At 36.4% G+C, this 13,760-nt stretch carries 10 protein-coding genes; 9 read left to right on the top strand and 1 reads right to left on the bottom strand.

The genetic code is table 11. The features are described 5' to 3' along the window. Positions 1-156 precede the first annotated feature (156 nt). The 9 genes from RGU12_RS09655 (at position 157) to RGU12_RS09615 (ending at position 12,448) form a co-directional block, all read left to right on the top strand. Positions 157-2,493 (top strand): helix-turn-helix domain-containing protein, encoded by a 2,337-nt coding sequence (locus RGU12_RS09655; RefSeq protein ID WP_309535884.1) that lies wholly within the window; start codon positions 157-159, stop codon positions 2,491-2,493. A gap of 239 nt (positions 2,494-2,732) precedes the next feature. Beyond that, a complete protein-coding gene (locus RGU12_RS09650) occupies positions 2,733-4,136 on the top strand; it encodes an MFS transporter (RefSeq protein WP_309535883.1) in 1,404 nt (467 codons plus the stop codon). A gap of 86 nt (positions 4,137-4,222) precedes the next feature. Next, complete coding sequence (locus RGU12_RS09645) at positions 4,223-5,410, top strand: amidohydrolase (protein ID WP_309535882.1); 1,188 nt, start codon at positions 4,223-4,225, stop codon at positions 5,408-5,410. Positions 5,411-5,628: 218 nt separating this feature from the next. Next, positions 5,629-6,399 carry an SDR family NAD(P)-dependent oxidoreductase gene (locus RGU12_RS09640; protein ID WP_309535881.1) on the top strand — a complete coding sequence of 257 codons (771 nt, stop codon included), beginning with the start codon at positions 5,629-5,631 and terminating at the stop codon, positions 6,397-6,399. A gap of 220 nt (positions 6,400-6,619) precedes the next feature. Then, positions 6,620-7,309 carry a response regulator transcription factor gene (locus RGU12_RS09635; RefSeq protein ID WP_309535880.1) on the top strand — a complete coding sequence of 230 codons (690 nt, stop codon included), beginning with the start codon at positions 6,620-6,622 and terminating at the stop codon, positions 7,307-7,309. After that, positions 7,306-8,571 carry a HAMP domain-containing sensor histidine kinase gene (locus RGU12_RS09630; protein ID WP_309535879.1) on the top strand — a complete coding sequence of 422 codons (1,266 nt, stop codon included), beginning with the start codon at positions 7,306-7,308 and terminating at the stop codon, positions 8,569-8,571. Before RGU12_RS09635 ends, RGU12_RS09630 begins: the two co-directional genes overlap by 4 nt. Before the next feature lie 133 nt (positions 8,572-8,704). Continuing rightward, a complete protein-coding gene (locus tag RGU12_RS09625) occupies positions 8,705-9,466 on the top strand; it encodes an ABC transporter ATP-binding protein (protein WP_309535878.1) in 762 nt (253 codons plus the stop codon). Positions 9,467-9,476: 10 nt separating this feature from the next. After that, complete coding sequence (locus RGU12_RS09620) at positions 9,477-11,810, top strand: ABC transporter permease (protein ID WP_309536296.1); 2,334 nt, start codon at positions 9,477-9,479, stop codon at positions 11,808-11,810. Between the two features lie 176 nt (positions 11,811-11,986). Further along, entirely contained in the window at positions 11,987-12,448 is a 462-nt protein-coding gene (locus RGU12_RS09615; protein ID WP_309535877.1) for a DUF1259 domain-containing protein, read from the top strand. Between the two features lie 62 nt (positions 12,449-12,510). Here the strand turns inward: RGU12_RS09615 and RGU12_RS09610 are convergent, their stop codons facing one another. Further along, complete coding sequence (locus RGU12_RS09610) at positions 12,511-13,704, bottom strand: NupC/NupG family nucleoside CNT transporter (protein ID WP_309535876.1); 1,194 nt, start codon at positions 13,702-13,704, stop codon at positions 12,511-12,513. Positions 13,705-13,760: the final 56 nt, after the last annotated feature.

Here is a 13,760-nt window from a genome sequence, read left to right as displayed (position 1 = left end):
AACACGCTGAGGAATTTCAGCGTGTTTTTTCGAATTACAGGGTAGAATGAGTAATTACCATCATGATTGGTTAACAATACCTAATTTCTTGAAAATATATTCATACTAGGAATGTTAATGGACATGATTTGAACGCACTAGTTAGGGGTGAGTAGATTGAACGATCCATTGTCAGATTTTCAACTATCCTTTCAACATATTAAGTCACTCGTTCCACGAATAAATAAAGGGATTCAATTTATTCTGGTCATGAGTGGAAAATTAAAAATAGAGACATCGAGTCGCTTTTATCATTTGGAAGAAAACGATTTACTGGTCATGAATCGAAATCAGCTTTACCAGGTTCAAGGAGATGATGGGAATCGGGTCATGATCTTATCCATCTCTGACGGTTTCATGGACCATCATTATGCGGACTATCGGAATCAGCAGTTTGAATGTTATTCAAGAGAAATTGATCTTGGAAGAGAAGAGATGATTCATGCCATTCGCAAACTGCTGGCTAATGTGATGATTAGTTATTACAGACAAGATGAATGCTACCGAATAGAGGTAAAAAGCTATATCTGTCAAATGCTGCTGATCTTGATTCGAAGTTTTAAGGAAGAAGGAAGTGTCATTCAGAAAATAGATACGGATGATCAACGCCTCTTGCAAATCATTGACTTTATGGAAAGAAATTATGATCAAATGATCACGTTAGATGAAGTTGCACAGAAATACTTTTTGTCAAAAAGCTATCTTTCTCGCTATTTTAAACAGAAAATGGGAATGGGATTTAGTCGTTATTTAACGGGAATCAGGCTAAAGCATTGTATGAAGGATTTACTTTATACCACGGACTCTATTTCACAAATTGCCATGAATAATGGCTTTCCAAACACAAAATCGTTCACAACCTTTTTTAAAGAAGAATACGGAATGACACCCCATGCATATCGAGAGAGCCATTCTGTCGAAAAAGAAGATTCGGTTCATAGCTATTCGAAAGAAGATGCTTCAAATCTAATCCAATCTTCAGAGATTATTGCAAGACTAAGCAGAATGAATGAAGATGATCAAAAACCTTATAACCAAACAGAGACAAGATATGAAAAGCTGTCTATAACGATGAATGAAGCTAAGCCAGTGGACTTGCAACATCCTGAACATACATTAATTGTTGGAGAAATTTTTGAGCTGTTAAAAGAAGATGTTCGCTCTCAAATAGTAGAAGTCAAAAAGGATTTGCAATTAACGTATATCGGAGTGAATCATCTCATGAGTAATACAGTTATTCCACCTGAGGTAGAGACTGATGAAGAGATTCCGACGACATCCCCTTACTTTAATATTGATAGTGCGCTGGAATTTATGAAGAAGCATGATTTATCTTTATTTATTCGTTCAGATTATCTAGATATTTCAAGAAATGAAGAACGATATTTTACAAAACTCGTTCAATTCACCAGACATTGTTTGCAGCTTTATGGTGAATCATTTGTTAAGCACTGGCATGTGATCTTTCACGAGCCATATTATACAGGTGTGCAAGCAAGTGAATTACAAAGAGTTTATTTGAAATTACATAAGGTGTTAAAAGCGTTACTCCCTTCGATTCAGGTCGGCGTATATATGCCCTTTTCTTTCCGGAAAGAAAAAACGGGAGTTCAACACGAATGGCAGCTAGTGCATGGCGAGTTTATTGATTTTATCGGGTATAATGCGAATCAAAATGAGGTCATTGATTTTAAAGATATGGTGGGTATGAAAATGGACTTAGCAGAAGATTACATCAAAGAAAAAACAAATAAGCTTAAGCTCTATTTAAAGAAACACCAACTAGAAAAACCACTTCATCTCGTTTCATGGAACACCTTATCAGGCAATACGCGGTATACAAATGGCACGTTTTTTCGCGGAGCACTTCTATTGAAAAATGTATTGGATATCTCCAATGAGGTGCAATCAGTTGCTCTCTGGATTAACACCATTGCACATGAGGATGCGGGAAAAGATTTGCGTTATCGAATGGATGCGGTTGAGTTATTTCATTATTTAAAGGGAAAACGTCCAGCCTATTTTGCATTAATGTTTTTGAAACGTCTACGTGGTGAAATTGTTGCACAGGATAAGGATTATGTGATGACAAAGAATGACCGAGGATATCAGTTGATCCTGATGAACTGCAATATTATCAATCCTTATCTTTCGATTGAAGAGACGTTTCTGCAGAAACTTAATAAAGAAATTCATGTCATGATTTCTGGAATTCCGAGAGGAGACTATCAAATACGTAAGCTTGTGTTTGATAGAAATCATGGAGCACTGTACACAAAGTGGTGGCGTTTAAATAGTAAATATGGCATGGATGCTGAAATCATTGACTATATTATTAATTCTAGTAGACCATCCTTAGAAATTTTTGATGAGTCAATTGAAGATCATTGGTCATTTTATTCCTTTTTAACAAGCAATGCCGTTCACTTTTTTGAAATTCGAAAAGTGTACTAAAACGAATGTTCACATATCCAATCATGGGACCAGCACGATTATGTGTTAAGGTCCCTTTTTGAGTAGGTGAATGTCAATAATTTACCCCATATTATTTCCTCGATAAAATCATTGGTTAATATTTTCACTCATTTGTATAGTGATTTGCATAATTATTGACTCTCTCAAAAAGGCCTAAATTTTTATACTTATAGTATAGAAACGAAACAAAAATCTAGGTGAAATATGGGGGTCATACAATGGAGACGGCATATAAAGGTACAGATAAGTTAATTACAGGGATTGTATTCGGGGTTATCACGTTTTGGCTTTTTGCACAAGCAATGGTCAATGTCGTTCCGTCTGTCCAATCGGATTTAGGGGTTTCATATGGAACGCTTAATATTGCCATCAGTTTAACAGCTTTATTCTCAGGAATGTTTATCGTAGCAGCTGGTGGTCTCGCAGATAAAATGGGTCGAAAAAAAATTACGTATGTTGGGTTAATTTTAAGTGTTATTGGTTCTTTATGTCTTGTATTAGCGCAGGGTCCGGTTTTATTAATTGTCGGACGTATTATTCAAGGTATTTCCGCAGCGTGTATTATGCCAGCAACAATTGCATTAATGAAAGCTTACTTTGATGGAAAAGATAGACAGCGCGCTCTTAGTTACTGGTCAATCGGATCTTGGGGCGGTTCAGGTGTTTGTTCATTCGCAGGTGGTGCCATCGCAACGTATATGGGATGGAGATGGATTTTCATCTTTTCCATTATTTTTGCCCTACTAGCGATGTGGCTAATTAAAGATACACCTGAAAGCAAGGTAAAAGGAAATGGTACTTTTAAATTTGATTATAGTGGTTTAGCAATCTTTATTGTTACAATGATTGCCTTAAACGTATTTATTACATTTGGTGCAGATTTAGGTTGGACAAGTCCTATCACGATTCTTCTTGCTGTCGTAACGATTGTCGGAGCCATTGTCTTCTTCAATGTTGAAAAAGGAAAAGCAATCGCCCTTATTGACTTCTCATTATTTAAGAATAAACCATATGCAGGTGCAACTTATTCAAACTTTTTACTAAATGCAATTGCTGGGACTCTTGTTGTTGCGAATACGTATGTTCAAGTGGGTCGTGGATTCACTGCATTTCAATCAGGTATGCTATCAATTGGTTATTTAATTGTTGTTCTTGCAATGATTCGTGTTGGAGAAAAGATCCTGCAAAAAGTAGGAGCGAAATCACCAATGGTCTGGGGCGCAATTATCACAACAGTTGGTGTAGCGATGATGGGCCTAACCTTCTTACCTGATCTTGCATATACAGTTGTTGTATTTATTGGATTTGTTTTATTCGGTCTTGGACTTGGAGTATATGCAACACCATCTACTGATACATCTGTTTCAAATGCTCCATCAGATAAAGTGGGGGAAGCTGCAGGGGTTTACAAAATGGCAAGTTCACTAGGAAGTGCGATTGGTGTAGCCATTTCCGCAACGGTTTATAGTTCAGTAGCAGCAGCTGGAAGTGTTGAGCTAGCAGCCTCTGTAGGAATTATCGTAAATGTAATCTTTGGTATCCTGTCCATTCTATCAATTACATTCATGGTACCAAAAAATGCTGGTAAAACTTCAGACGTGTCATTAGAAAAAACAGCATAAATAGAAGTCGGATTCAGCTCATTTTAATAATTTGGTACAGAATGGAGAACTCCTTCATTCTGTACCGCCAAAAGGAGACGAACATGATGAAAAGTGAATTAATGAGCATGCTAGAATCACGTAAAGAGGAAATCATTAATATCCGTCGTTATTTACATGAAAATCCTGAGGTTTCATTTAAAGAGGAGAAAACGGCACAATTTATTGCGGATTTTTACAAGGGAAAAGACGTTGAGGTTCAAACGAATGTTGGAAATGGTTATGGGATTATTGTAACGATTAAAGGTGGAAAGCCTGGAAAAACAATTGGTCTCCGCGCAGATTTTGATGCTCTTCCAATTACAGAAGAAACGGATGTACCCTTTAAATCAAAGAATGAGGGCGTTATGCATGCATGTGGTCATGATGGACATACTGCCTACTTATTAGTTTTAGCGGACTGTTTAATTCAATTAAAGGATTCCATTCCTGGAACCATAAAAATCATTCATCAACATGCTGAAGAGGTTCCGCCAGGTGGAGCGAAAAGTATCGTAGAATCTGGTTTGATTGATGATTTAGACGCGATCTATGGCATACATTTATTACCTATGGGACCTGCAGGAACAGTCGGATATCATGCTGGATATTCTTTTAATGGACGTGCCTATATGAAGTTGAAAGTGCAAGGAAGAGGTGGACATGGTTCCTCGCCACATCTAGCCAACGATGCGATCGTGGCTGCTGCTCATTTTGTTACAGCTGCACAAACCATTGTTAGTCGGAGATTAAGCCCATTCGACATCGGTGTAATCACAATTGGCTCTTTTGATGGTAAAGGCACCTTCAATGTTATCAAGGATAGTGTTGAGCTTGAAGGTGATATTCGCTATATGACAGTAGAAACAAAAGAAACGATTGAAAAAGAAGTGAAACGGATTGTAAGAGGAATAGAAGAAGAGTTCGGCGTAACCTGTGAACTTACTTACACTCCAGATTATCCGCCTTTATACAACAATCCTGAGCTAACGGCAAAGGTTGCGGAAAGCTTACGAAGCATGGACGATAAGGACATAAAAGAAGTAAAAGAATTTCCGGCAATGTCTCCATCTGAGGACTTTGCTTATTATGCTGAAAAATTCCCGGCTTGCTTCTTCTACATTGCTTGTACACCAAAAGGAGTAGAAAATCCATACTTTAATCACCATCCAAAATTTGATATCGATGAGGATGCGCTTCTCGTAGCGGCTAAAGCTGTTGGACAAGTTGTTTGCAGTTATTATGAATTAGACTAATAAAATGATGAAGAAACCATATGACATTCCTTTTTGGATATGTCATATGGTTTTTTTGTATAAAAACCAGGGGGGAATTCAACAAAATTTAACGTGAAGTCTAATTTCTTGATTTGGATTTATTTTAGGAATATAATAAATTTAATATCTTGAAATCAAGATAAATAAATTCGAGATTATTTTACAACTAATCCGAATAAATAAGGAGAGGTTAAGAAATGAGTTTTGAAGGTAAAGTAGTTATCGTAACAGGTGCAGCAGGCGGTATTGGTAAAGAGGTAGTACGTAAATTAGCAAACGAAAAAGCGAATGTCGTGTTAGTTGATTTAAATGAAGACGCAATCAAAGCTGTACAAGCTGAGCTTGGTTTAAATGAAGAAAATAGCTTAGTAGTAAAAGCAGATGTGTCGAATGAAGAAAATGTTAAAAATTATGTAGAACAAACTGTTTCAAAATTTGGTCGCATTGATGGCTTCGTAAATAATGCAGGGGTTGAAGGTCCAGCTAAGCCACTTGAAGAAGTGACAGAAAAAGATTTTGACTTCGTATATGGAATTAACGTAAAAGGTGTACTTTTTGGTCTTAAATATGTATTGCCAATCATGAAAGAACAAAAGTCTGGTGCAATCGTTAATACGTCATCAGTTGCCGGTTTAATTGGCTCACCAAGCATGATTTTATATAACTCATCTAAACATGCTGTAATGGGTATTAATAAAGTTGCAGCTTTAGAAGCAGCACCATTTAATGTTCGTGTAAACACCGTAAACCCAGGTGTTATTAACACACAAATGATGCGTAAAATCGAAGCAAATGTGGCACCAGGTGCAGCAGAAGCAGCTCAAGCCGCTTATAATGATGCAGTACCAATGAAACGCTATGGTGAACCTGAAGAAGTAGCTAACGTCATTACATTCCTTCTTTCAGACGAAGCTTCTTATGTAAGCTCATCTTCATTCACTGTCGACGGTGCTTTATATAACGTTTAATCCAAAATAGCAAAGCAGCCAGTGGAAAACGTAAAGTTTTCTCTGGTTGTTTTTTTTGAATTGCCCATATGTGTTACCTCAAAAGTGTCAGCACCACGTATAGGAACATCCTCTTAGTAAATAGGCAACCACCAAATATTTACACCTCCTTAACAAAATCTACTATATACTGTAAATATCCATTAACAATTTGAGGAAAAAATTTTTTAGGAGATTTGTGATGAAAGTAGATTGTTTGATCGTTGATGATGAGATTGCTTTAGCCGAAACAACTAGTGAATATTTTAATATGTTTGAAGTCAAAACGGCATTTGTGACAAGTGCGGAGGAGTGTGAGCGTTTTTTGCAAGAGAATGAATCGTCATTGATACTTCTTGATATTAATCTTGGGGATTCTTCAGGCTTTGATTTATGCAAAAAATTACGCAAAACAACACAAATTCCGATTTTATTTATCAGTGCCCGTTCTAGCGATGATGATATACTTATTGCGCTAAACATAGGTGGAGACGATTACATTCAGAAGCCATATACACTCAGTATCTTGCTCGCAAAAGTAAAAGCAGTACTCAAAAGACATGGCAATGGTTCTGGTAATCAACAAGAAGTTTTTGATTTTGGAAACATACAAATTGATACAAATCTGCAACGAGTCCGCGTAAATGGTATAGAGATTCAACTAAAAACGATGGAATATAAACTTTTATCTTATATGGCAAAGAATAAAAATCGAATCATCACGAAGGATGAATTGTTTCAAAACGTATGGGGAGATTCTTTTGTAGGGGATGGAACCCTAAATGTACATATTCGTCATTTACGTGAAAAAATTGAAAGGAATCCAAAGGACCCGAAATTTATTAAAACGGTATGGGGAACAGGATATGTTCTAGAGGATACTAATCAATGAGAATCAAATTACTTATTGGCTCGATTTTAGTTATTTTTAGTGTGGGCATTGTCTTTTCCATTATAGTGATTAAAAATAATAATATTTCAGAAGTGGATCTCGTGGCCATCAATGATGTAGTTAAAACTACTGAAAAACAATGGGGGCAAATTAGTAAAGATACCTTTCATAATATCGATCTAAAACAACCATTTTCCATCATTGATGACTCAGGAAGTGTGATTTATCAAACACAAGGAGGTCATTTTGTCGATTTATACAATGCTATTAAAAATGGAGATATATTGATAGATTTGAAGCAAAATAACGAGATTGTTGGGAAAATAGTTATTCAAAATAATGAAAAAGAAATGGTACAACAACAAAAAAGTGAACTAGTCACACTTTTAAGTTTGATATTCGGACTATTAATGATCGTGCTTATTTTTTATATCTTTTATATTTACAGAACGTTCTTGAAACCATTTCAGCAGCTTCAACAATTCGCAGCGAATGTGGCTAGAGGTCATCTAGATATCCCTTTAAATATGGAGAAGAACAATTATTTTGGTGCGTTCACGGAAAGTTTTGATATCCTACGTGAAGAACTTGAGGCTGCACGCCAAAGGGAATATGAATCCAACCGTAGTAAGAAAGAGCTTGTAGCTACATTAAGTCATGATATTAAGACGCCAGTCGCTTCAATTAAAGCGGTAAGCGAGTTAATGCTTTTACGGGCAACCGATGATAAGGTAATTAAGCAAGTGAATACGATTTATTCAAAAGCAGAGCAAATTAATTTCCTTATTACAGATATGTTTCATGCCACTTTAGAAGAACTGCAACAATTAAAATTAACAGTAACCGAAGAGTCGAGTAAGGTACTGGTTGATATGATTGAAAATGTCAATTATGATCAGCAAATTGTCTATGATCCAATACCACCATGTATTCTTTTAATGGATCGCTTGCGTATGCAGCAAGTAATAGACAATATTATCAGTAATTCTTATAAATATGCGGGAACAAAAGTCATGATTAAATCACACATTAATCAAGGTTATCTCGAACTAGATATTCAGGATTTCGGACCGGGAATTAGCGAGGATGAAGTACGTTTACTTTTTAATAAATATTTTAGAGGTGAAAATATCGAAGGCAAAAATGGTTCAGGACTGGGTCTGTATATTTCAAAATACTTCATGGAAAATATGGATGGTCATATTAGCTGTTACAACCGAAAAGATGGGTTTACAGTCGTCTTGAAAATCAAACTTGCGTAGATTTAAGAATTAGTTAAGAATTGCACAAAGATTTAATAAGAATTCATTTTGTATGATAAGACTGTAATCTTTATTGCGGTCTTTTTTTTTGGTTGAAAAAAATGAATGATATAAAGGGAGATGCCAATCAATCATGACAAAAACAATTATTCGAACGGAGAAGCTGTGTAAAACCTTTTCGAGCGGTGGTATTCAGCAGCATGTTTTAAAGAATTTAGATATCAGTTTAGGAGAAGGGGATTTCACGATTATAATGGGCAGTTCTGGATCGGGAAAGTCTACCCTACTTTATGCGATTAGTGGTATGGATAAGCCGACATTAGGTGAAATTAATTTTGCTGGAAAAAATTTAGCTACATTGAATAATGACCAACTAGCGGTGTTTAGAAGAAATAATTGTGGTTTTGTATTCCAACAAATTTATTTACTCGACAATATGAGTGTACTTGATAATGTACTAGCAAGTGGATTTTTAGTAAATAAGAATAAGCGTGAACTTGTAAAAAGAGCGAAAGAACGATTAATACAAGTAGGAATCACTGAAAATTCTTGGTCTAAATTTCCGAGTCAGCTTTCTGGCGGTGAGGCTCAACGAGTAGGGATTGTGAGAGCAATCATTAATAGCCCGAAAATATTATTTGCAGATGAACCAACTGGTGCATTAAATTCGGCATCTAGCGATCGTGTATTAGATGTATTTACAGATGTGAATCGGAGTGGTCAAAGTATTGTCTTGGTAACTCATGATTTGAAAACGGCATTACGTGGAAATCGAATTCTATATTTACGAGATGGCGTGATTTGCGGTGACCTGCAGCTAGGCGCATATCGTGAAAATGAGAATGTAGAGCGCCATGAAAAGCTGAAGACCTTCCTTGCTGAAATGGGGTGGTAAGGTGAACATTATGAATCTAGCTTTGGCGAATATTAGAAAAAGCAAATCTGCCCATATCTCTTTATTTATTTTTATTTTGGTTGCTGCGTTACTACTTAATATTGGTCTTATGGTTATCACTCAAATCAATCCGTTTTTTGATCATAAAGTTGAACAATTAAATGATCCTCATGTAACGATTATAATGAATGAAGCTGGTTTTAATCCGACTTATGAAGAATTTTTAGCGGACTATTCTGGAGTAACTGAGACTGAGACAGAAGAAATCGTCATGATGAACATTGCTACCTTTCATTTTGGTAACAGTGAATTAACGAGTACTGTCGCTATTTTTAATGCTGAGAACAATCGCACTATTGGACCGCTCAAGCTAATTGAAAAGCTAAATACATCAAGTGAAAATGATATTTATCTACCTTTTAGTTTTAAAACAAACGGGGGATATGAATTAGGTGATATCTTTACCATTACCTATCAAAATAAGGACTACGATTATCGAATTGCTGGATTTTTAGAAACCACGATCATGGGTACAACCAACATCGGGATCATGAAGTTTATGCTACCAGAGGCATCCTATCATACATTAACAGACAATCTAGACGACCAAGCAAAAGGGATGATTATATCCGCGCTAATGAAGGATAAAACTCAATCGTCGAAGGTACTAAGTGACTTCTCAAACGAATTCCCGCAATCGATTGTAGGAGAATCTACTTCCTATATATGGGGATTAGATATCGAATTAGTAAAAAACGTAAGTACATTGACGATTAACATCATAGCGACCATATTAGTTATTTTTGCTGCAATTATCGTACTTGTATCGTTAATTGTCATCCGCTTCCGTATTTCGAATAGTATTGAAGATGGGATGACAAATATCGGAACCCTGAAAGCAATCGGCTATACAAGTGGACAAATTCTTTCGTCTATTATACTCCAGTTTAGCTTAATTGCTCTTATTGCAAGTATAGTAGGGGTTGCCTTGTCATATGGACTAATGCCTTTTATTGGAGGAATTCTTTCGTCGTTATCTGGTTTGGTGTGGGTTCAAAGCTTTGATGGCATCATGAATTTAATCAGTATTTTCCTTGTTATGTTAAGTGTAGTTGTTACAATACTATCCGCCTTCCGTGTTCGAAAAATTTCACCTGTTGCGGCACTTCGTGGGGGGATTCAAACTCACAGTTTTAGAAAAAATCACTTCCCTTTGGATAAAGCAAAGGGTGGTCTGCACGTTTTACTTGCCATTAAATCGATGTTAGCAAATGCGAAACAAAATATGATGATTCTTGTCATTATTATTGCATTAACGTTTGCTTCTCTCTTTTCCATGGTCCTTTATTACAACATCGCTTCAGATAAGACTGCATTTGTTAACTTGTTTGGCTCAGAACCTGCGAATGTATTGATTGCAGTTAAGCCAGATATAGATACAAGTGAATTGTTGAGAGATATTGAACAAATGAACCATGTAAGGAAAGTAAACATATTCGATTTAATGACAACAAAAATAGATGGTCAAACCGTATATACAAATATTACGGATCGTTATGACCGGTTAGAGAATAATATCGTCTATGAAGGGCGTCAACCAAAATATGAAAATGAAATATCTATTTCCTGGGTTGTATCCAATCAAATTAATAAAGGAATTGGTGATACAGTTGAGGTAGAGTACGGAGCTGAAACAAAAAAATATTTAGTAACGGGTCTAAGTCAATCAATTGGTAATTTAGGACAGGTAGCTGCATTAACAATGGAAGGAATGCAGCAATTACAAACTGATTATCAAGGTACGACCCTTTATGCCTATCTAGATGGAATCTCGAATAAAGACTTTATCAAAAGGGTCGAGGGACAGTATGGGGACAATATAGCAGATACGTTAGATATCGATGAAAATATAGAGACACAAACAGGTATGTATACGGCTGCAGTGTTTGCTGTTATGGTAATGGTTTTGGCAATTACCGTTCTAGTTGTTGTGATGATTTTGTACCTGGTTATCAAAACGATGATTATTAAGAGAAAGAAAGAGTTCGGTGTCATGAAAGCAATAGGTTATACCACGATACAACTAATGAATCAAATATCGATTAGCTTTCTCCCGGTGATCATTACGGGTGTTGCAATCGGTGGTGTACTTGGGTACTTTTTTACGAATCCTATGCTTTCGTTATTGTTATCTAGTGCGGGGGTTAAACGTTTGGATTTTATCGTTCATTTGCCAACTATTCTCATGCTGTGTGTGGGAATCCTTATTTTAGCCTACTTGGTCTCAATGCTTGTGTCTCGAAGAATAAAGAAAATTTCTGCTTATGGTTTAATAACTGAATAGAATGAATCAAATGAAGGAGCCTGCCCCTGAAATTGTATAGGGGGTAGGTTCTGTTTTACTCTTGTAGATTGACTGCTCAATCATTAATAACACCAAAAAGAAGAAAAATCTTTAAAAAAAGAGCTATGGATTGTCAGGTTAAGCACATAATAAAGAAAAAAATAGGAGGTTTGATTTTGAAAACAATAATTCCAATTCTCGTTCTGTGCTTGTCCTTATGGTATCCAGTTGATACAACTTATGGAGCAGGAGACTCTGAATGTCGTTTGTTTGAGAATCTGTTTGCAGATCACGTAAAGCAGACGGGGAAAATTTGTAAAGTGGAGGTTGGTCGTAAAAACCTGAACGTCTCGATAGAGGGAGAAAAAGTTTCTCCGGAACTGGCGGGGCTTTCACTTAATGCTGATTTTGAAAGTACTCAAAATACAACAATCGTCCTAGGGGAGTTTGCATTGCTTCCTCAAGAAGTAAATCCTGTTATTGATGCACTTCGAAAAGGGGATATACAAATTTCAGCATTGCATAATCATTGGTTTGAGAAACCAATGGTCCTTTATCTCCATTTCCAAGGTAAAGGTGACCCCGAAACACTTGCTCAAACGGTGAAGTCGGCTATAGATGTAGTCCAACAAAAATAAGGAAAAGACCTGCCACCGTTAACACTATTGCGTTACATGGGAGCAGGTCTCTATTTTTGTGCTTATATAAACATATTTACAAAAATAGCTGTAATAAAGCTTGCTAACGTTCCGGCAATGATGGCCTTAAAACTCATCGAGGCAATTTGTTTTTTCTTTGATGGTGCTAATGAACCAAGACCTACAATTAACTGTCCAATAGATGAGAGGTTCGCGAAGTTACATAATGCAACGGTTAAAATCGCAATCGTTTGTGGTTTTAGTTCGCCTTGTAATTTGAGTAGGTCCTGATAGGCAATCAGTTCATTCGCTGTAATCTTTGTTCCGATAATGGAAGCCGCACGGAAAGCATCTTCAACAGGTATCCCAACAAGTAAAGCGAAAGGATAGAATACATAACCAAATATCGTAGCTAAATCCATTCCGAAGATGCCTAAGATGCCATCTGCTAAAGCCAATATACTGATAAATGCAATAAGCAAACCACCAATACTTGCAGCAAGCTTAACTCCACTCACAGCCCCTTCAGATATAGCTTCAAAAATATTTGTGTATCCTGCCTGTTCCATTTTGACATCTTCGCTTGTTTCAGACTTTTCTGTTTCAGGTTCCATCATTTTAGACATAACAATAGATACAAATGGCACGGAGAATACGGAAATCAGTAAAAACCTAATATCAATCCCCATTTGAGCATAGGATAAGAGAATCGCACCACTTGCTGAAGCTGTGCCCCCAACCATAACGGTGAATAATTCTGAACGTGTCAATTTTGCAAGATAAGGCTTGATCAGTAACGGGGATTCCACTACACCTAACATTGTATTTGCAACTGTATTAAAAGATTCGACACGAGTGGTACCAAATACTTTACCGACAACCCAACCGAGTCCACGTACGACAATTGGGATGATTCGTAGATAGTATAGAGCGGAGACAAGTGCAGAGATAAAAATAATAACAGATAAAACCTGAATTGCGAAAATAAATCCGATATTGGTACCTTCTGCAAAAAAACCACCAAATAAGAAATTAATGCCTTCTTGGCTATAGTTAAGGACGTGTTGCACACCTTGGGCAGCATTTGTAAGAACCCAACGACCAAGAGGAACATTAAGCATAAAGTATACAAAAATCCCTTCTAACACTACACCTACTATAATCGTACGCCATTTGATGGCCTTTTTATTTTTACTTAAAAGCCAAGCTATAAATAGTAAACCCACTAGGGATAATAAACCGAATAAAATATCCATGAATAACCTCCTATAATAGCTTCTTATACGACCTTTATTATCGGTATAAGCATGAA

This window comes from Ferdinandcohnia sp. QZ13 (assembly GCF_031324165.1).
GTDB lineage: Bacteria > Bacillota > Bacilli > Bacillales > Bacillaceae_L > Ferdinandcohnia.
The sequence above is the reverse complement of the archived record's forward strand: the minus strand, read 5'-3'. Positions and strand labels throughout refer to the sequence as shown.

What these genes read in the sequence shown, in the direction of transcription:
- RGU12_RS09650 (WP_309535883.1), top strand. Translation starts at nt 2,733, where the DNA reads ATGGAGACGGCATATAAAGGTACAGATAAGTTAATTACAGGGATTGTA.
- RGU12_RS09645 (WP_309535882.1), top strand. Translation starts at nt 4,223, where the DNA reads ATGAAAAGTGAATTAATGAGCATGCTAGAATCACGTAAAGAGGAAATC.
- RGU12_RS09640 (WP_309535881.1), top strand. Translation starts at nt 5,629, where the DNA reads ATGAGTTTTGAAGGTAAAGTAGTTATCGTAACAGGTGCAGCAGGCGGT.
- RGU12_RS09635 (WP_309535880.1), top strand. Translation starts at nt 6,620, where the DNA reads ATGAAAGTAGATTGTTTGATCGTTGATGATGAGATTGCTTTAGCCGAA.
- RGU12_RS09630 (WP_309535879.1), top strand. Translation starts at nt 7,306, where the DNA reads ATGAGAATCAAATTACTTATTGGCTCGATTTTAGTTATTTTTAGTGTG.
- RGU12_RS09625 (WP_309535878.1), top strand. Translation starts at nt 8,705, where the DNA reads ATGACAAAAACAATTATTCGAACGGAGAAGCTGTGTAAAACCTTTTCG.
- RGU12_RS09620 (WP_309536296.1), top strand. Translation starts at nt 9,477, where the DNA reads ATGAATCTAGCTTTGGCGAATATTAGAAAAAGCAAATCTGCCCATATC.
- RGU12_RS09610 (WP_309535876.1), bottom strand. Translation starts at nt 13,704, where the DNA reads ATGGATATTTTATTCGGTTTATTATCCCTAGTGGGTTTACTATTTATA.